Here is a 19308-nt window from a genome sequence, read left to right on the forward strand (position 1 = left end):
TTTTCTCGCTATCACGGCATCCTATGACTCATCAGCCAGACACACCGCTGCTCGACACGGTTCAAATACCCGCCGATCTCCGAAGTCTTCAAGTATCGCAGCTTCGCCAACTCGCCGACGAACTCCGCTCGGAAACCATCTCGGCCGTATCTGTGACCGGCGGTCATCTCGGTGCTGGCCTTGGCGTGGTCGAATTGACCACAGCGATCCATTATGTTTTCAATACGCCAGAAGACCGGCTGATTTGGGATGTCGGCCATCAATGCTATCCACACAAGATACTCACCGGACGCCGTGACCGTATCCGCACACTTCGCACTGGCGGCGGGCTATCTGGTTTTACCAAGCGCAATGAAAGCGAATATGACCCGTTCGGTGCGGCGCATAGCTCAACCTCTATTTCCGCAGCCCTTGGCTTCGCTGTTGCCAACAAGATTGCCGGCAAGCCCGGAAAGGCGATAGCCGTTATTGGTGACGGCGCGATGAGCGCGGGCATGGCGTATGAGGCAATGAACAATGCCCAGGCCGCCGGAAACCGGTTGGTTGTCATCCTGAACGATAACGATATGTCTATCGCACCACCGGTGGGCGGCCTTTCCGCTTATTTGTCGCGACTGGTATCATCAAGCGAGTATCTGGGCCTTCGCAGCCTTGCCAGCAAACTGGCCAGAAGGGTTTCCCGCCGTATCCATAACGCAGCTTCAAAGGCCGAAGAGTATGCCCGTGGCATGGCGATGGGCGGCACTTTGTTTGAAGAACTCGGCTTCTATTATGTTGGCCCTATTGATGGCCACAATCTCGAACAACTGATCCCCGTCCTCGAAAATGTCCGCGACAATGCGGAGGGCCCGGTGCTCATCCATGTCGTGACGCAGAAGGGCAAAGGTTACGCCCCGGCAGAAGCTGCGGATGATAAATATCATGGCGTGGTCAAGTTCGACGTGATCACAGGCAAGCAGGACAAAGGCCCGGGTGGCGGTCCGCCAGCCTATCAGAATGTCTTTGGCGAAACGCTGGCAAAGCTGGCCGATACCGATCCGAGAATCTGTGCGATAACTGCCGCCATGCCCGGCGGCACAGGTGTCGACAAATTTGCCGCAGCCCATCCCGACCGCAGTTTTGATGTTGGCATCGCCGAACAGCATGGAGTTACCTTTGCCGCGGGTTTGGCGGCGCAAGGAATGCGCCCGTTCTGCGCCATATACTCCACGTTCCTGCAACGTGCCTATGACCAGGTCGTGCATGACGTTGCAATCCAGAACCTGCCCGTCCGTTTCGCCATCGACCGCGCAGGATTGGTTGGCGCAGATGGTAGCACGCACGCCGGATCGTTCGACATTACCTATCTGGCGACCCTGCCCAATATGGTCGTCATGTCACCTTCGGACGAAGCCGAACTGGTGCACATGACCTACACCGCCGCTTGCTATGACAGCGGCCCGATTGCTTTCCGTTATCCACGCGGCAATGGCACGGGCGTTGCGTTACCCGAAGTTCCGCAGCGGTTGGAAATCGGCAAAGGCCGCATCGTCCGCGAAGGCAAAAAGGTCGCGATTCTCTCGCTCGGCACCCGTCTGGCGGAAGCGAGCAAAGCGGCCGACACGCTGGATGCCAAGGGCCTCAGCACCACCGTCGCCGACCTTCGCTTTGCCAAGCCGCTTGACGAGGACATGATCCGCCATCTGATCGCCACGCATGAAGTGGTCGTGACGGTCGAAGAAGCTGCGGTAGGCGGACTGGGCGCGCACGTTCTGACTTTGGCCAGTGACCTCGGGTTAATGGATGCCGGGCTGAAAATCCGGACGATGCGTCTGCCTGATATCTTTCAGGAGCATGATAGCCCGCAAAAGCAATATGACGAAGCGGGCCTGAATGCGCCGCAAATCGTCGAAACTGTGCTCAAGGCGCTGCGCCACAATAGCGCTGGCGTCGAGGAAGCAAGCGTGCGGGCTTAATGGGCTGGCTGATTGCCGGCTGGTTTCTATTATTGTTCATCGCTGTGGCCATCTGGGACAACGTCGGCTGGTCACGCATGCAACGACGCGTCGCGTTAGCGCGATCAAGCCTAGACCGAGATCCTTACATTGAAGTACTCGCCATTTCGGGTGTTTCGCACGCCGTGGCAGGCGCGTTGTACGACGCCTTGCAACCGAGCTGCGTGAAAGATGTTAAGCCGCATCCAGATGACGGGTTGACCGGCTTTTACTTCGATGATCCAGAAGACATGGAAGATCTTGTCGAAGAGATGTTCGTCAAGTTGGGGCTGCCGACGCCATCCAGGTACGAACCTGAAATCACTCCGCATCTGCAAAGTGCGCGCGAACTGGCCGTCTATTTACAATTAAAAATCGATGACGCGCAGCTCAGCCCGGAATAACCGCCTGCGCGGTTTGTCCGTCACCTTCGGGTGCGGCGATAATGTCACGGGTTATCGAACCCTTGTTCACGGTATTGGTTTCGGGGTCACCGACCGACGAACGAATACCAATTTCAGCCGAGGCTGGCGTACCGGATAGAACGCGTTCTGCCGCAGAACGGGGCGCAGGTCCGCCAAACATGGCTTCAAGCACCGCATCCTGCCCTGCATCTTGTGCGCGGGGTGCAATCGCGCTGGTTGGTTCCAGCGCGAAATCAGGGGGCACAACCAAAGGTGCAGCGCGACCTATTTGAGGGGCAGAGGCGGCTTCATTACCGCGAACATCCCAATTCCACAAATCTTGTCCGGCCTTATCCATCGACGCGCAGCCCGATAGCAAAGTTACCGCCGAAAAGCAGGTCGCCAAAAATAGTTTCTGTTTCATATCTGAAGTCCTAACTGGCGCAATTATGGCCGGGGCGCAGGCGTAGTGTCGGCAAACAAGGCATCGATAACCTGTTCTTTAACATCGCCATCCTGAGGGCGCGGGGCATCCGGCGTCGGCGCGGGCAAAGTGAAACTAGTGGGCACTTCGAGCGGCTTGGAACGGGTTACCGCAAATTCGTCAGGTCGTTCCCTGTCCAATATGCCCGTCGAACCGCAACCTGCAAGCGCGGCAAAGGCAAATATTGCCGACGTCAGGATAATTTTCCGCTTCATATTCACTCCACTATGTCCGCTCTACTTGCGGGTTCCTGAACAGGTGCCTTTTCGCGCATCAGGAAGGCGCGGGCAAGCAATATCAATACACCGATGGTGATGGCAGCATCGGCAAGGTTGAAAATGTAAAAAGGCCGGAATGTGCCAAAATGCAAGTCCGCATAATCAACCACATAGCCATAACGCACCCGATCCAGTATATTTCCGAATGCGCCGCCCAGAACCAGCGACAGCGCCAGCACGTCGCCACGCAGTTTTTCGCGCCACATCCAGACAGCAACGCAGCACGCAATGGCACCCGTCAGCGCCACCAGCGCCCACCGCTCGGCATCGCTGTCGGCGGTCAGGAAGCTCATCGAAACCCCCCGGTTTTCGGCGTAGCGAAGGTCAAAGAAGGATATGATATGGATCACGCCACGGCTTTGCAGCTGCAACGGGCCAAGCATCGCATATTTGACGATCTGGTCGGCGATGAAGACGAGGCTGGCCAGCATGATGCCCTGCAGGCGGAATTTGGGGTTTGGATTCATATTTTTGTCTTACTTACCTTTTCGGTCACGGCAACCATCAACTCTGCGCTCTCTGCGCCTCTGCGTGAACCATTCGACGTTTTTGGTTCACGCAGAGGCGCAGAGAGCGCAGAGGGTTTTAGCCACCAACCACATCCTCACACCGTTCGCACAGCGCGCCGTCTTCGACGACCTCGGGCAGATGCCGCCAGCAACGGCCGCATTTGTGGTTGGTGGTTGGGCCACGCATCAAGCCCATCAGTTCCTGGCCTTGCGATGCCTTCCGCTCGACTCCCATCTCGCTGACAATACAAATTTCAGCAAGGTCAACTGAAGAGAGCACGCCAAAAGTGTTGTCATCATACGCAAGGAATGAACCTGAGATCTCTAGACTTGACCCAATTAGCTTATCGCGCCGCATCTGCTCAGTGTTCGAGTTTACAAAAGCTCGTGCTGAGCGAACCGTAGTCCACTTCTCGAGAAGTTTGCTGTCACGCCAACCTGCATCAACCTCCGGCCAATCCGAGAAATGCACACTCTCGGCATCCGGCCCGAAGCGGTTTTGCCAAACCTCTTCGCTGGTGAACACCAACACCGGCGCGGCATAGCGGACCAGCGCGTGGAACAGGATGTCGAGCACAGTGCGGTACGCCATCCGCTTCGCATCGGTCGGCGCATCGCAATAGAGGCAATCCTTGCGGATATCGAAGAAGAAGGCCGACAGGTCTTCATTGGCGAAATCGGTCAGCAGGCGGACGTAGCTGTTGAAGTCGAAGTCATTGACCGCCGTCTTCAACTTCGCATCCATATCTGCGAGCAGATGGAGCATATAGCGCTCCAGTTCCGGCATCTCCGAAACGGTAACCTTTTCCGCGTCCGAAAAGCCGTCGAGCGCGCCGAGCAGATAGCGGAAGGTGTTGCGCAATTTGCGATATTGATCCGAAACGCCTTGCAGTATCTCTTTACCAATCCGGTGGTCCTCGGTGAAGTCCACAGTCAGCGCCCAAAGCCGCAAGATATCTGCGCCGCTGTCGCGCATCAGGTCGAGCGGGTTGATCGTATTGCCCAGCGACTTGGACATTTTCATGCCCTTCTGGTCCATCGTGAAACCGTGGGTCAGCACGGCATTATAAGGCGCACGGCCCCGCGTGCCGCAGCTTTGCAGCAAGGAAGACTGGAACCAGCCGCGATGCTGGTCGCTGCCTTCGAGATAGAGGTCGGCGGGCCAAGACAAGTCGGGCCAGCGCCCACTTTCGAGCGTGAACACATGCGTACAGCCTGAATCGAACCACACGTCGAGAATATCGGAAACGCGTTCGTAATCGGCGAGCGCATAGTCGCTCCCCAGATATTCTTGCGCGCGTTCGTCGCTCCAGCCATCGACGCCGTTCTCGCGAACGCCAGCGATGATACGCGCATTGACGGCGGGGTCGCAGAGATATTGTCCGGACTTGCGGTCGACAAAGAGCGTGATCGGCACACCCCATGCACGCTGTCGGCTGAGCACCCAGTCGGGGCGGCCCTCGACCATCGAGGACAGGCGGTTGCGGCCCTTTTCGGGGATGAAGCGGGTGTCGGAAATCGCGGTCATCGCCTTTTCGCGCAGCGTCCCGCCCGGCAATTCCTTATCCATCGACACAAACCATTGCGGGGTGCAGCGATAGATGACCTTCGCCTTCGACCGCCAGCTATGCGGATAGCTGTGCTTGTAATCCGCCGAGGCCGCGAGCAATCCGCCCGCCTCGCGTAGCGCGGTGCAGATCGGGCCATCGGGCGCGTTGAATTTGGGGTTGATGACGCTGCCCTCGCCGCCGAGCCAGAGCCAGTCAGCGCGATATTTACCATCGCCTTCCACCGCAAACACCGGATCGATGCCGTTCGCCTTGCACAGGTCGAAATCGTCCTCGCCATGGTCGGGCGACATATGGACAAGCCCGGTGCCGCTATCGGTTGTGACAAAATCGCCCGCGAGCATTGGACGCGGCTTGGCAAAGAAGCCGCCGAGATGGTGCATCGGGTGGCGGACCATTGTTCCGGCTAGGTCGGAGCCTTTGAACCGATTTTGCTGGAGAACAATCGCTACCGCATTTTCCAAACCAAGCTGTTCTTCATTGAACCGTTTGGCGGCGAGGTCGACGCGAGCCTCAAAAGCTTCAAAAAGAGCAAGGGCCATAATAAATTTCGTCGGTTCCGCGTTCGCGTTTTCGGCAACTATTCCAAAATGCCGATCGAGTGCCTCAAAATGCTCTTGGGTGCGCTTGGGATCATTCAGTTCCCACTCAATTGTAAAAGCCCCATACTCAACATCCGGCCCGTAAGCCAAAGCCTGATTGACCGGTATGGTCCAAGGCGTTGTCGTCCAGATCACCGCATGCGCGCCCACCAGTTCCGCGATCGGGCTTTCAACAATCTCGAACGCCACATCGATCTGCGTCGAGGTGATATCCTCATATTCAACTTCTGCCTCGGCCAAAGCGGTCTTTTCGACCGGCGACCACATCACTGGCTTTGCACCGCGATAGAGCTGGCCGCTTTCGGCGAACTTCAACAACTCCGACACGATGGTCGACTCGGCCTGGAAATCCATGGTCAGATAGGGATTGTCCCAATCGCCGTTGATGCCCAGCCGCTTCAGCTGCTCGCGCTGTGTGTCGACCCAGCCTTGCGCATAGGCGCGGCATTCGGCGCGGAACTCGACCGCTGGAACCTCGTCCTTGTTGAGCTTTTTCTTGCGATACTGCTCCTCGACCTTCCACTCGATGGGCAGGCCGTGGCAATCCCAACCGGGCACATAAGGCGCGTCCTTGCCGAGCAACGTCTGCGTCCGGACGACCGTATCTTTCAGGATATGGTTCAGCGCATGGCCGATGTGCATGTCGCCATTCGCATAAGGGGGGCCATCGTGCAGGATGAACTTTTCGCGCCCGCGGCGGCGGTTGCGCAGCTCTTCATAAAGGCGCTGTTCCTGCCAACGGGCAAGGATCACCGGTTCCTTCTGCGGAAGGCCAGCCTTCATGGGGAAATCGGTCTTCGGCAGGAAGACGGTATCGCGATAGTCTACAGGTTCAGTCATATTGAAAGCGCCCTTAGCGCAACAAATTACCTTTCGTCACCCTGAACTTGTTTCGGGGTCCGATTTCACTTCTTCAACGCAGGGCCAATGCCCCAAATATCCTCAATCCAGATATAGCCGTTAAAGGTTCCGGCAATCTTGCCCAGTTGGTGCACATCGGTCAGGCCTTCATTGGACTTCCCGCTTTCATAGGGGCCCATTACGATGACCTTTGCCCCTACCGATTCCATGCGCGCGATCAGGCGGTTGGGCCAGCCCCACATGATCCACTGATAATTTATCGGAATCACGAGCACCCCATTGCGGCAGCTTTCGGGAATGATCCCGGTCCAGCCGAAGGCGACATAATCCTTCGTACACTGTTGCGCTTCGCCCTTCATGTCGAACGCCCAGTTTTTCGGAGCCAACTGGCGGATCCGAGTGACCGGGCCTTGCGCGCCATAAAAGGCGTCGCCCAGCTTTTCATAATCCCGGCCCGAGGCTTTCAAGATGGCAAAAAGCTGATCCGCTTCGTCTGCGTTCTTGGATTTGAAATTGAACATTAAGGGCCGCGACGGCAAGGCTGCGAGCGCCTCTTCGACCGTCGGAATCTGCCCGATACCCTTGCCACGAAGAGGGAATGTCTTGCCACCGTCGGCGGTATAGCCATAGCCGATATCGAGCGCCTTGAGCTCGGCTAGTGTCAGATCGCGGGTTTCGCCCTTGCCATTGGTCCGGCAGTCGACGGTCCAGTCATGGAACAGAACCATCTTTCCGTCTTTGGTCGGCGCGACATCGACCTCGACCAGATTACCGCCCAATCCCGCCGCCATCTGGATGGAAGCGGTGGTATTTTCAAACACTTCATGATCTGGCGGACGAATGAAACGGGCGGTGCAGGTGTCGCGGCCAAAAGCGGCGCGCTTGTCATAGAGATGGTAGACGCCGCGGTGGGCAATCAATTTGGGCTTGCCGACAGGCGTCGGTGCAAGCCAGCTCGAATTCAGCAACGACAGCGCGATGAGGATAAGGGCAACAACGGCCAAAATACGCTTTTGGGTGCGGGATAGTTTCACCGTAAACTCCCTTTATCCTTCTTCTTTGAGTCTTCGTGTCTTTGTGTGAGCAAAAATTATCTCATACGAAGGCACAAAGAACTCAAAGATTATCAATTGCCCAATATGGCGCGTGCCTGATCACAATCCGCCTGCATCTGCGCCATCAGATCATCCATGCTGTCAAACTTGGCCTCGCCGCGAATAAATGCATGAAATTCGACTTCGATGGTTTGCCCGTATAGATCCTCCGAAAAATCGAAGAAATGCGGTTCGAGCAGTTCCTTGGGTGGGTCAAAGCTGGGGCGGATGCCAAGGTTGGCAGCGCCGTTTAGCACGCGGCCATCGGGCAGGCGGCCCTTGACCGCATAGATTCCGTAACGCGGGCGTAGATAATGGGCCATATCAATGTTCGCGGTGGGAAAGCCCAGCAGCCGTCCATTCTTGTCGCCATGTTGCACCGCGCCTGCGACCGTGAACGGCCGCGTAAGCAAGCGTGTCGCGGTGGCGCAGTCGCCATCCTGCAAAGCCTCGCGGATGCGGCTTGAAGAAATCACCCCACCTTCATCCATGACCGGCCCCATCGCGGTGGAGCCCAACCCATGCACCGCGCCAAGTTCGCGCAACACCTGTATATTTCCGCCACGGCCTTTACCGAACGTAAAATCCTCGCCGGTCACGACTGCGGATATGCCCAGCCGCTCCACCAGCAGTTTCGCGATAAAATCTTCGGCTGTGGTCGCCGCAAGCGAGGCATCGAAGTCAAACACAAGCATCGCATCAGCACCCGCTGCTTCGAACAGGCGCTGCCGCTGTTCGAGGGTGGTAAGCCGGAACCATGGCGATTGCGGCGCAAAGAACCGTACCGGATGCGGATCGAACGTCGCAATAATGGCCGGCTTTCCTGCGGCCTTAGCCTGTGCAATCGCCTCCCCCGCTACCGCCTGATGGCCTAGATGGAACCCGTCAAAATTGCCGAGCGCCACGACAGCGCCACGCAGGGTATCGGGCATCCGCTCGGTTGCGTGGAGACGGGGAATCATTCTCCGCTCCGTTCGTGTTGAACGAAGTCGAGACACACCAAAACAGCGGTTGACGGATAGGCATCTCGACTACGCGCGATGCGAACGGACATCAAATTCGTCATTTAACAACAGGTACCTCTGCCATTGGCACGAGTCCGGCCCTGATAACGCGCAGCGCATTTTCACCCATCACGGCGCGGATTTCTGCCGGTGTAAAGCCTTCGTCCATTAAGGCTTGCGTGACTTGCGTCAGTTGCGAGGTGTCGAAGCGCACGGTGGTCGCCCCGTCATAATCCGACCCCAGTGCGACATATTCGATGCCGACCAGATCGCGGACATGTTTCATAGCTTTGGCGGCCGCGCGGGGGGATGTGTTGCAAATGGCGGCATCCCAATAACCGATGCCGATGACTCCGCCGGTTTTAGCGACACCCCTGATTTCGTCGTCGGTCAGGTTGCGGTTGACCTTGCACGTCGCCTGCACGCCACCATGGCTCGACACCACAGGTCGCTTGGCCATGGCGAGTATCTCCGCGACGCCGGTGTGCGACAGGTGGGCGATGTCGATAATCATGCCCTTCGCCTCCATGCGCCGCACGATGTCGCGGCCAAAGGGGGTGAGGCCGCCTTTTTTTAGGCCATGCATGGACCCGCCCAATTCATTGTCGAAAAAATGGGTCAGGCCCGCCATGCGAAAACCGGCGGCGTAAAGGCGATCGAGATTGGCGGCCTTGCCTTCCAGATTTTGCAACCCTTCAATGGTCAGCATCGCGCCAACCGGTCGGGCGTCTTTGGCGCGCGCGGCCAGCAGGCTGTCCAGTTGCGCCGACGTGTTAACAGCTTTGACCATGCCCTTTGAACCGACGACAGCCGCATCGCGCTTTTGCGCGTGATAGAGCGACCGTCCAACCAGCGAATTCCAGGTCTTCACCGGCTGCAACTGGGCGATAGTAAGAAGCGTAATGTTATCCGTGTCCGCGCCATTGCCGTCGTAATTCTGGTTCTTTGGTGTTTTGCTGACCGACGAAAAAAGCTGCAATGCGACATTGCCACTTTGCAAACGGGGCAGATCCATATGCCCCCGCGACGCCCGATCATTCAGGTCACGGTTCCACATCAACGTATCGCTGTGCAAATCAACAATCGTCAGCGTCTTGTGCAACGCCTTCGCCTCATCGCTTACCTTGATGAGCGGTTTGCCGTCGACGACGTTCATCGACCCTTCGACATAGCCCGGTGCAATGCCGAAAAAGCCAATGGCGGCTGCGCCAATCAGCGCCATTGGTATCCAAACCCGTTTACGCATTATAACCCCCCGAAATATTCAGACGCGGCGCGCCAAAGTCACAAAATCATGCGCGGGAATTCTGCCCTCCGCCGCGTGGCTGTCGCGGGCGACTTCTTCCCATTGCGCGTCGTCGAAAGCGGGCATCCATGTGTCACCATCGGGCGTTGCAACGATTTCGGTCAGTTCTATCCGGTGCGCCAGCGGCAGGAACAACGCATAAATTTCGGCTCCGCCAATGACGCACACATGGGGCCCATTGGCGCGTTTCAGGGCTTCTTCGACTGAATGCACCACTTCTGCGCCGTCTTCGTCCCATGCGGTGTCGCGGGTCAAAACAATATGCCTCCGCCCGTCCAAAAGCCCCGGCAGGCTATCGAATGTCTTGCGGCCCATAATCATCGGGCGGCCCTTCGTTATTTGCTTAAAATGGCGCAGGTCAGCGGGGATATGCCAGGGCATTGCGCCATCCCTTCCGATCACTCCATTGGCGGCGCGGGCAAGGACAAGGATAATTTCGGGATGATTCATATCACCCGTCTTGCCGACATTTAACTATCTATACAAGCGGGTGACGTGACCAATTTTACGTCCGGCGCGCGCTTCGGCTTTGCCATAAAGGTGCACATTGGCGGCAGGGTCGCCTAACAGCTGTACCCATCGGTCACCATCATCACCAATCAGGTTCTGCATTTCCACCCGGTCCGCAATCGTTGCCGTGCTGCCCAAAGGCAGGCCGCAAATGGCACGGATATGGTTTTCAAACTGGCTGGTTTCCGCGCCTTCGATGGTCCAATGGCCGCTGTTGTGCACGCGTGGAGCGATCTCGTTGAACAATGGCCCTTCGGCGCTCGCAAAGAATTCCGCTGTAAACACACCGACATAATCCAACGCATCCGCCACATCGCCTGCCATTTTACGAGCTGCAACCTGCTGGCTTTCGATTAGGGGTCCAGAAGGCAAGCAGGACGTAGCCAATATGCCGTCTTCGTGCACATTACGCGAAGAGTCCCAATAGCGGATCTCTCCATCGGTTCCACGCACCAATATGATCGAAAACTCTGCTTCAAACCGAACCATCGCCTCGGCAATCAAAGGCTGTCCTCCGGCGCGACGCCATGCGCTTGCAAGCTCACTTTGCGCCGAAACGCGGACTTGCCCTTTACCGTCATATCCCATGCGGATCGTCTTCAATATAGCGGGCGTCCCCACAGCGGCGACAGCATCTTCGACCTCGATTTCGGTCCGGGCGACGGCAAAGGCAGCTGTTTTACCGCCTAATTTGCGGACGAACTCTTTTTCCACCACACGATCCTGCGCCACCTCCAGCGCCTTGAGGGGCGGGTGGATGGGGACAAGGCCAATGATTGATTTCATCGGGTCCACAGGGACATTTTCAAATTCGAATGTGACGACGTCGCAGCTTTCGGCAAAGTCCTTCAAGGCCGCCAGATCGTGATATTCGGCGATTGTGCAGATTGCCGCGACTTCACAGGCGATATTGTCCCCTGGTGGCGCGTAAATATGGCAGCGATAGCCGAGCTGCGCCGCCGCCATCGCCAGCATCCGGCCAAGCTGGCCGCCGCCCAATATCCCAATTGTCGAACCGGGGGGCAGTGCCGTCATTCAGGCGCCTCGGCAACCGAAGCTGTCTGTTCGGCACGCCAGGAATCAAGCCGACCCGCCAGTGCGGAGTCCTCATTGGCGAGCATTGCGGCGGCCAATAACGCAGCATTTATCGCACCCGCTTTACCAATAGCCAGTGTGCCAACGGGAATACCCGCAGGCATCTGTACTATTGAAAGCAGGCTGTCCATCCCGTCCAGAGCCTTGGACTGTACCGGCACGCCAAGCACCGGCAGCCGCGTCATCGCCGCCGCCATTCCCGGTAAATGCGCCGCACCGCCCGCACCCGCTATAATGCATTTAAGTCCGCGATCCGCCGCGCTTTTCGCATAATCATATAAACGTTCCGGCGTACGGTGTGCCGACACCACTTTACATTCATGCGGAATGTGCAAGGCATCCAGTGTTGCCGATGCCTCACGCATCGTTTCCCAATCGGAACGGCTGCCCATGATGATGCCGATTAGAGGCTGCACTTCACTCACTTATCATCCCCCCGGATTAAAAAAGCGGACATTCAGAAATCTGTTGTCAGCCCATGTCCTATTTTTCGGACAAATAATAGCGTTCGCCTTGAAGCGCGTCATTCAGTTCGTAAACAATCGGCTGGCCTGTCGGAATTTCCAACCCGGTAATGTCTGCATCCGAAATACCCGAAAGATGTTTGACCAATGCCCGCAAACTGTTGCCATGCGCCGAAATGAGCACGGTTTTGTTGGCCTTAAGTTCAGGCACGATAGCACTTTCCCAATAAGGCAGCACCCGCGCGATTGTGTCCTTCAGGCTTTCGGTATTCGGAATCGCAATGCCCGCATAGCGCGGATCGGCCGACAGGTCATAAGCCGAACCCGCTTCTAACGGCGGCGGCGGAATGTCGAAGCTGCGACGCCAGATGTGCACTTGGTCCTCGCCGTGCTTGGCCGCTGTCTCTGCCTTGTCGAGGCCGGTGAGTCCGCCATAATGCCGCTCGTTCAACTGCCAGTTTTTTGTCACCGGCACCCAAAGCCGACCCATCGCTTCCAAAGCCAGATTGAGCGTTTTGATGGCGCGTGATTGTACGCTGGTGAAGGAGACGTCGGGCGCGATGCCCTTTTCCTTCATCAACTCACCCGCAGCCCAGGCTTCCGCCGCGCCCTTTTCGGTCACATCAACATCCCACCAGCCGGTAAAGCGGTTTTCGAGATTCCATTGGGACTGGCCATGACGGATAAGAATGAGTTTGGGCATATTGGGTCCTTCAGTCTTGATTCGACCCTGCATCTAGCGGCAGGTGATGGGCGGTACAATTGGCGTTGGCGCGATGCCGGTTATAGGTCGAGCGTCATAAAGCAGCTGAATAGATCTTCGACATAATCGCCAAATGGCGGACAAATTGCAAAGCCATGCGCTGTATACATGGACAATGCCGGAATAAACGCATCGGACGTACCGGTTTCCAAGCTCAGCCGCCGATACCCCCGCATCCGCGCTTGCGCGATGATATGGGCCAACATGGCAGCACCAGCCCCTTTACGTAAATGGTCGGCATGGGTTCGCATCGACTTGATTTCGCCATGATCGGGAGAAAGTTGTTTAAGCGCTCCGCACCCTAACAAAGCGTCACCCTCCCAAATCGACCAGAACGTCACATCGGGCGCGTTTAAACCGTCAAAGTCGAGAAAATGGCAGCTCCCCGCTGGCGAATTCGCTAACATTCCGGCAAAATGCACTTCCAGCAGAGAGCGGATTTCCGGTCCGGTTAGATCGTCTGCAACGATGCGCATCGGTTTGACTTCAAACCATTTCCGCCAGGGTCGCCAGACATTCGTGTGCCAGCAACTTGCAGCGTTCTGGCGACCATCCTTGTTCCGGATCATTGCCGTGCACCGTGTCCTTATACGGCATTTCGAGCGTCATCGACACGCATCCATGGCTCTTGCCGAAGCGCTCCGCCAGCTGGTTTGTCGACATGGTCAGATTGGCCTTCCCGGGGCCCGCAATTGAATAACCAAGCTTCGTCTGAAAATCAGGAGTCCGGTCCGCTAAGCGATGGATATAAAATTTATACCGGTCACCCTGGTCCTCGGTCCAGGACGGGATACCTTCAAAACCGGCCATGAAGGCTGCGGGAATTGCTTCATCGCCATGGACATCCATGGCCCAGTGCACACCACTTCCATCCATGGCGTTGCGTATTGCCAGCACCTCGGGGCTTTTTTCAACGCTTGGGTTGGCCCATTCGCGGTTCAGGTTCACGCCTGCATAATTGGTCCGCAAATGGCCCCTGCAACTGCCGTCGGGGTTCGCATTGGGTACAATATGCAAGGTGCATTTTTCAAGCAAAGCCTGCGTATGTGGATTGCTTAAGTCGGTCAGCATATCAAGCGCGCCTTCCATCCACCATTCGGCTTGGCTTTCACCGGGATGCTGGCGGGCGTAAAGCCAAATCTGCGTGTAGCCAGTGCCCATGACAAGGCAATCAATCGGCTGACCTTCAATACTGTGGCCAAGGCAGCGGTAGGTGACGCCTTCACAACCCGCGGTTTCGGAGACGAGGTCGTGATGCCGCTCCATACTATACGGCGCGAAATAGGCGAACCACATAATCGGGCTCGACGGGGTGTAGCGTATCGTCAGGGTGCCGCCATCTTCGTTTTTGTCGTAGCTGCTGTCCGCGCGGCCCCAATAGTCCCGGTCTTCGGAGACACAGGCGCGGTAGTCGGGCCACCCGCCTGGATATGCGCTGCTTTCAAGACCTGTAATCCGCAAAGTCAGTTCTTCGCCGGCGGTACAGGCGACACGGAAATGGAACCATTGGGCAAATTCCGATTCCCGGTCCTTGCGGATCGACAGTGTCGCGTTGTTATCCGTTATCGCATGAACGATGATGTTGCCGCTGTCGAATGCAGCATTGATATCTGAAATAGGCATAAGGGTTCCTTGGTTATGGAACGCGGATAGACTCACCTGACACACCGGGGAAGCCCTTAAACAGCGCTTCTGCCAATTTCGATGCGGCAATGCCAGGCTGGGCGGCGGGTGAACCTGCCTTTGCTGTCTGCGTTGCTTTGCCTTCCCACAAGACTAAGTTGTCGCTGCGCCGGATAATGCGAACTGCCAGCATTGTATTGACCTGGGGCGAAGCGGCTCCGCCTAAATTGATACCTACGCCCAAGCCTATTCCAGACCCAAAGCTGCCGGTAGAACCACCGACACCAACCGATACCGGAGAGCGTTGTTCGCGACCAATGTTAGTAACCGAAACGCGAACTTCGGCTGTTACTTCGGAATCAATACCTCTTTCAGTGTAACCGACACGCTGCATCTCCCGCGCGACGGCGGCCAGATAAGGTGAAGGTGCAAGGCCGGGGCCCATATCGGAATCACCGGCGACAGCCACGGCAAAAGAACCCGTGCCATAAGCAACGCCCTCTGCCGCACGATTAAAACGCGTTACCTCGACGGGGCCTGTCGGGACCACGCAACCGGACAGGATCATCAAGGACGTTAGCGATAAAAGTTGGGTTCGGGTCATCATGACATTATCCTTACGCCGCAGTTCTTTCATGGCAAGTGATGTATGGAGAATGAATCCGCAAAAATCGGCCAATGATACTTGACTTTGATGGGTGCCGCCAATAGGAGCGCGCCTTCAATTCAAGCTTTATATAACCAAAAGACGGGTAAATCCGATGAAAGTCGTTAATTCTCTCAAGTCCCTCAAGGGTCGTCACCGCGATAACCGCGTGATTCGTCGCCGTGGGCGGACTTATGTGATCAATAAGACCCAACCGCGCTTCAAGGCACGTCAGGGCTGATTTGGTCCTGCCTGCACCGCGCAGGCAGATAGTTTCAGCAAAACGCCGCTCCGAATCTGATTCGCGTGCGGCTTTTTTGTGTCTAAAATCTATGGGACGGTTAAGATGACACAGATTTCAACGGTGGTTTTCGATGTCGGGCGGGTCCTGTTTGAATGGGATTTGCGGCATTTGTTCGCCAAGCTCATCGCTGATTCGAAGGAGCTCGACTGGTTTCTGGCGCACGTCGTGACGCCTGAATGGCATTTCCAGCACGATGCCGGCCGACCATTGGCGGACATGACGGCAGAATTGACGGCGCTCCATCCGAACTATGCCAAGCATATCGACGCCTATCGTAGGCGGTTTAACGAAACAATTCCGGGGCCAGTATCGGGATCGCTGGAAATTGTCGACGATTTGGCGGCCCGGGGCGTGCCGCTATTTGCGATCACCAATTTTGGCGCCGAATTTTGGGAATCGTTCCGCCCGACGCAACCTATCTTCGACCTGTTTGGCGATATTGTCGTATCCGGGGTCGAAAAACTGGTGAAGCCCGACCCTGCAATATACGCGCTCGCGCTGATGCGGTTCGGCCTCCAGCCGGGTGAAGCCATATTTGTCGATGACAACCATGCCAATGTCGTCAGCGCCCGCGCCAATGGCTTTGCCGCGCATCACTTCAAAGATGCCAAATCGCTCCGTGCGGAACTGGTCGCCCTGGACCTGTTGCAATAGAGTAGGTCCCGATAGATCAGGCAGCACCGTATTCGCATGAGCGGCACCGGTCTTGGGAAAAACTTGTTACCCAGACCCTTCCATTCACGCCTTGTCTGTGCTTTAGAGCCTTCGACTCTGCCATCTGGAAGGACGCATTTCTCCCATGAATATCCATGAATATCAGGCCAAGGAACTGTTGGCGAAATTTGGCGTTGCTGTGCCCAAGGGTATCGCCGCTATGTCGGTTGAAGAAGCCGTCGCCGCCGCCAAGCAACTTCCGGGTCCCCTCTATGTCGTCAAATCGCAAATTCACGCTGGCGGTCGCGGCAAGGGCAAGTTCAAGGAACTGGGTCCCGATGCAAAGGGTGGTGTCCGTCTGGCGTTCAATCTGGACGAGGTTGAGGCCCATGCCAAGGATATGCTCGGCAACACGCTGGTCACCATCCAGACTGGCGAAGCGGGCAAACAGGTCAACCGTCTTTACATTACCGATGGTGCGGACATTAAACAGGAATTCTATCTGGCGCTGCTCGTCGACCGTGCAACAAGCCGGATCGCGGTGGTCGCATCAACCGAAGGCGGCATGAACATCGAAGATGTGGCGCATGACAGCCCCGAGAAGATCCACACGATCACCATCGACCCTGCTTCTGGCATCATGCCCCACCATGGCCGTAGCGTTGCCAAGGCGCTCGGCCTGACCGGTGATCTTGCCAAGCAGGCACAAGCCGTTCTCGCTGGCCTCTACTCCGCATTCATCGGCACCGATGCCGAGCAGATCGAAATCAACCCGCTGGCGGTGTGTAAAGGCGCAAACGGCGACGAGCTGCTGGTGCTCGACGCCAAGGTCGCGTTCGACGGCAACGCGATGTTCCGCCACAAGGACCTCGCCGAATTGCGCGACCTGACCGAAGAAGACCCGGCCGAAGTTGAAGCCAGCGAATATGACCTCGCATACATAAAATTGGACGGTAATATTGGCTGCATGGTCAATGGCGCTGGCCTCGCCATGGCGACGATGGACATCATCAAGCTGAACGGTGAATTCCCCGCCAACTTCCTTGACGTTGGCGGCGGTGCATCGAAGGAAAAGGTGACGGCGGCGTTCAAGATCATATTGAAGGACCCGGCGGTGAAGGGCATTCTTGTCAACATCTTCGGTGGCATCATGAAATGCGACATTATCGCCGACGGGATCGTTGCTGCCGCAAAGGAAGTGAACCTCTCGGTTCCGCTGGTCGTCCGTCTCGAAGGCACCAATGTGCAGCAGGGCAAGGACATCTTAGCCAATAGCGGTCTGCCGATCGTTTCGGCGAACGATCTGGGCGATGCGGCCGAGAAGATCGTGGCTGAGGTCCGCAAGGCGGCCTGAGGAGAACACAAAGCCGCTTTGGCAGATAAAAAATAGACCACTTGACGTTCACGTAAACGTCAAGCATAGGCACAACAGATTTGGTGGGCATTCACTCGCCATGTGAGTCGGCAAGGAAGGATGAGCTATGAAAATCATCGTCCCCGTAAAGCGGGTCATCGATTATAATGTGAAACCACGGGTAAAGCCCGATGGCAGCGGCGTCGATCTGGCGAACGTGAAAATGAGCATGAATCCGTTTGACGAAATCGCGGTCGAGGAAGCGCTTCGTTTGCGCGAAAAGGGCGTTGCAACCGAAGTGATTGCGGTTTCCGTCGGTCCTGAGAAGGCGCAGGAAACTTTGCGTACCGCACTCGCAATGGGTGCCGACCGTGCGATTCTGGTAGTCGCCGAAGATGTCGAGCCACTGGGCGTTGCAAAGATCCTTGCCAAGATCATGGACGAAGAACAGCCCGGCCTTGTCATTTTGGGCAAGCAGGCGATTGATGATGATAGCAACCAGACCGGCCAGATGCTGGCGGCGCTGACCGGACGTCCGCAGGGTACCTTTGCGAGCAAGGTCGAAGTTAGCGGCGATACGGTCCATGTGACCCGCGAAGTCGATGGCGGCAGCGAAACCGTTTCGCTCAAGACCCCGGCAATTGTCACTACCGATCTGCGCCTGAACGAACCACGTTATGCCTCGCTGCCCAATATCATGAAGGCAAAGAGCAAGCCGATGGCGACCAAAACCCCCGCCGATTATGGCGTTGACGTCGCCCCGCGCCTGAAGACCCTGAAAGTGGCCGAGCCGCCCGTGCGTAGCGCCGGTATCAAGGTTGCCGACGTCGATGCGCTTGTCGCGAAACTAAAAGAAATGGGAGTAGCAGCATGAGCGTCCTCGTTTTTGTAGAGCATGACAATGCGTCGGTGAAAGACGCAACGCTGGCTGCAGTAACTGCGGCCGGTAAATTAGGCGAAGTCCATGCGCTGGTCGCTGGTTCGGGCTGCGGCGCTGTCGCCGAAGACGCCGCGAAGATCGCGGGCGTGACCAAGGTCCATGTGGCCGACGATGCGGTATATGCCAACCAGCTGGCGGAAAATGTCGCGCCATTGATTGCCGGCATGGCCGACCATCATGACGCCTTCGTCTTTCCTGCGACATCGCATGGCAAGAACATCGCCCCGCGCGTGGCCGCCCTGCTCGATGTGATGCAGATCAGCGATATCCTCTCGGTCGAAAGCGCCGATACCTTCACCCGCCCGATCTATGCAGGCAATGCCATTGCCACCGTGCAGTCGTCGGACGCGAAGAAGGTCATTACGGTGCGCGGTACCGCCTTTGCCAAGGCGGAGACAACCGGCGGTTCGGCCACCATCGAAGCAGTATCGGGCAACGGCGACGCCGGCATTTCCAGCTTCATGGGCAGCGAAATTGCCAAGCAAGAACGTCCTGAGCTGACTTCTGCCAAGATCATCGTGTCGGGTGGCCGTGCGCTGAAAGACTCTGCGACATTCAACGAAGTTATCCTCCCGCTTGCCGACAAGCTCGGCGCAGGCGTTGGCGCCAGCCGCGCCGCAGTCGATGCAGGCTATGTCCCCAACGACTATCAAGTTGGCCAAACCGGCAAGATCGTCGCCCCCGAAGTCTATATCGCCGTCGGCATTTCCGGCGCGATCCAGCATCTGGCAGGTATGAAGGATTCAAAGGTCATCATCGCGATCAACAAGGACGAAGACGCGCCTATCTTCCAGGTCGCCGATATCGGTCTGGTCGCAGACCTTTACACGGCAGTGCCGGAACTGGTCAGCAAGCTCTAAGGTAGCGGAGCA

The 19308-nt window shown here is 56.9% G+C and carries 21 protein-coding genes; 7 read left to right on the top strand and 14 right to left on the bottom strand.

All coding sequences use genetic code 11. The features are described 5' to 3' along the window. Positions 1-23: 23 nt before the first annotated feature. Positions 24-1955, top strand: coding sequence for a 1-deoxy-D-xylulose-5-phosphate synthase (dxs, locus tag ACEW72_RS02820; protein WP_373474866.1), 1932 nt, complete (start codon positions 24-26; stop codon positions 1953-1955). Further along, a complete protein-coding gene (locus ACEW72_RS02825) occupies positions 1955-2377 on the top strand; it encodes a hypothetical protein (protein ID WP_373474867.1) in 423 nt (140 codons plus the stop codon). The genes dxs and ACEW72_RS02825 overlap by 1 nt, the downstream gene beginning before the upstream one ends. Here ACEW72_RS02825 and ACEW72_RS02830 read toward each other — a convergent pair. From ACEW72_RS02830 to ACEW72_RS02895, 14 genes are all read right to left on the bottom strand, one after another. Further along, entirely contained in the window at positions 2364-2801 is a 438-nt protein-coding gene (locus ACEW72_RS02830) for a DUF3035 domain-containing protein (protein WP_373474868.1), read from the bottom strand. The two genes, ACEW72_RS02825 and ACEW72_RS02830, sit on opposite strands and share 14 nt — an antisense overlap. A gap of 23 nt (positions 2802-2824) precedes the next feature. Continuing rightward, positions 2825-3076, bottom strand: coding sequence for a DUF3035 domain-containing protein (locus tag ACEW72_RS02835; protein ID WP_373474869.1), 252 nt, complete (start codon positions 3074-3076; stop codon positions 2825-2827). A 2-nt stretch (positions 3077-3078) separates the two neighbouring features. Continuing rightward, positions 3079-3606: a signal peptidase II gene (gene lspA / locus ACEW72_RS02840; protein ID WP_373474870.1), complete on the bottom strand. Its 528-nt coding sequence runs from the start codon at positions 3604-3606 to the stop codon at positions 3079-3081. Between the two features lie 118 nt (positions 3607-3724). Beyond that, complete coding sequence (gene ileS / locus ACEW72_RS02845) at positions 3725-6658, bottom strand: isoleucine--tRNA ligase (protein WP_373474871.1); 2934 nt, start codon at positions 6656-6658, stop codon at positions 3725-3727. 65 nt (positions 6659-6723) lie between these two features. After that, complete coding sequence (locus ACEW72_RS02850) at positions 6724-7713, bottom strand: glycerophosphodiester phosphodiesterase family protein (protein WP_373474872.1); 990 nt, start codon at positions 7711-7713, stop codon at positions 6724-6726. Positions 7714-7805: 92 nt separating this feature from the next. Further along, a complete protein-coding gene (locus tag ACEW72_RS02855; RefSeq protein ID WP_373474893.1) occupies positions 7806-8732 on the bottom strand; it encodes a bifunctional riboflavin kinase/FAD synthetase in 927 nt (308 codons plus the stop codon). Between the two features lie 103 nt (positions 8733-8835). Next, entirely contained in the window at positions 8836-10023 is a 1188-nt protein-coding gene (locus ACEW72_RS02860; protein ID WP_373474873.1) for a dipeptidase, read from the bottom strand. Between the two features lie 18 nt (positions 10024-10041). Further along, positions 10042-10533: a dihydrofolate reductase gene (locus tag ACEW72_RS02865; protein WP_373474874.1), complete on the bottom strand. Its 492-nt coding sequence runs from the start codon at positions 10531-10533 to the stop codon at positions 10042-10044. 24 nt (positions 10534-10557) lie between these two features. Next, a complete protein-coding gene (locus tag ACEW72_RS02870) occupies positions 10558-11628 on the bottom strand; it encodes a 5-(carboxyamino)imidazole ribonucleotide synthase (RefSeq protein ID WP_373474875.1) in 1071 nt (356 codons plus the stop codon). Further along, the gene (purE, locus tag ACEW72_RS02875) at positions 11625-12080 is read right to left on the bottom strand and encodes a 5-(carboxyamino)imidazole ribonucleotide mutase (RefSeq protein ID WP_373474894.1); all 456 of its coding nucleotides are present in this window, start codon (positions 12078-12080) and stop codon (positions 11625-11627) included. Before purE ends, ACEW72_RS02870 begins: the two co-directional genes overlap by 4 nt. 91 nt (positions 12081-12171) lie before the next feature. Then, a complete protein-coding gene (gpmA, locus tag ACEW72_RS02880) occupies positions 12172-12855 on the bottom strand; it encodes a 2,3-diphosphoglycerate-dependent phosphoglycerate mutase (RefSeq protein WP_373474876.1) in 684 nt (227 codons plus the stop codon). A gap of 80 nt (positions 12856-12935) precedes the next feature. Further along, positions 12936-13391 carry a GNAT family N-acetyltransferase gene (locus ACEW72_RS02885; RefSeq protein WP_373474877.1) on the bottom strand — a complete coding sequence of 152 codons (456 nt, stop codon included), beginning with the start codon at positions 13389-13391 and terminating at the stop codon, positions 12936-12938. A 10-nt stretch (positions 13392-13401) separates the two neighbouring features. After that, positions 13402-14538 carry a M14-type cytosolic carboxypeptidase gene (locus tag ACEW72_RS02890; protein ID WP_373474878.1) on the bottom strand — a complete coding sequence of 379 codons (1137 nt, stop codon included), beginning with the start codon at positions 14536-14538 and terminating at the stop codon, positions 13402-13404. 13 nt (positions 14539-14551) lie between these two features. Continuing rightward, the gene (locus ACEW72_RS02895) at positions 14552-15145 is read right to left on the bottom strand and encodes a DUF4136 domain-containing protein (protein WP_373474879.1); all 594 of its coding nucleotides are present in this window, start codon (positions 15143-15145) and stop codon (positions 14552-14554) included. Between the two features lie 154 nt (positions 15146-15299). On the opposite strand from ACEW72_RS02895, the gene ykgO reads away from it, so the two are divergent. From ykgO to ACEW72_RS02920, 5 genes are all read left to right on the top strand, one after another. Continuing rightward, positions 15300-15425, top strand: a complete 126-nt coding sequence (ykgO, locus tag ACEW72_RS02900; RefSeq protein ID WP_125229386.1) for a type B 50S ribosomal protein L36 — start codon at positions 15300-15302, stop codon at positions 15423-15425. A 105-nt stretch (positions 15426-15530) separates the two neighbouring features. Continuing rightward, complete coding sequence (locus ACEW72_RS02905) at positions 15531-16142, top strand: HAD family hydrolase (RefSeq protein WP_373474880.1); 612 nt, start codon at positions 15531-15533, stop codon at positions 16140-16142. A gap of 145 nt (positions 16143-16287) precedes the next feature. Continuing rightward, on the top strand, positions 16288-17496 hold the full coding sequence (sucC, locus tag ACEW72_RS02910; RefSeq protein ID WP_373474881.1) for an ADP-forming succinate--CoA ligase subunit beta: 1209 nt from the start codon (positions 16288-16290) through the stop codon (positions 17494-17496). Between the two features lie 127 nt (positions 17497-17623). Then, positions 17624-18370 (top strand): electron transfer flavoprotein subunit beta/FixA family protein, encoded by a 747-nt coding sequence (locus ACEW72_RS02915; RefSeq protein ID WP_373474882.1) that lies wholly within the window; start codon positions 17624-17626, stop codon positions 18368-18370. Then, positions 18367-19296, top strand: a complete 930-nt coding sequence (locus ACEW72_RS02920; protein ID WP_373474883.1) for an electron transfer flavoprotein subunit alpha/FixB family protein — start codon at positions 18367-18369, stop codon at positions 19294-19296. The genes ACEW72_RS02915 and ACEW72_RS02920 overlap by 4 nt, the downstream gene beginning before the upstream one ends. The last annotated feature ends 12 nt before the right edge of the window (positions 19297-19308 follow it).

This window comes from Sphingorhabdus sp., from assembly GCF_041737645.1.
GTDB lineage: Bacteria > Pseudomonadota > Alphaproteobacteria > Sphingomonadales > Sphingomonadaceae > Sphingorhabdus_B.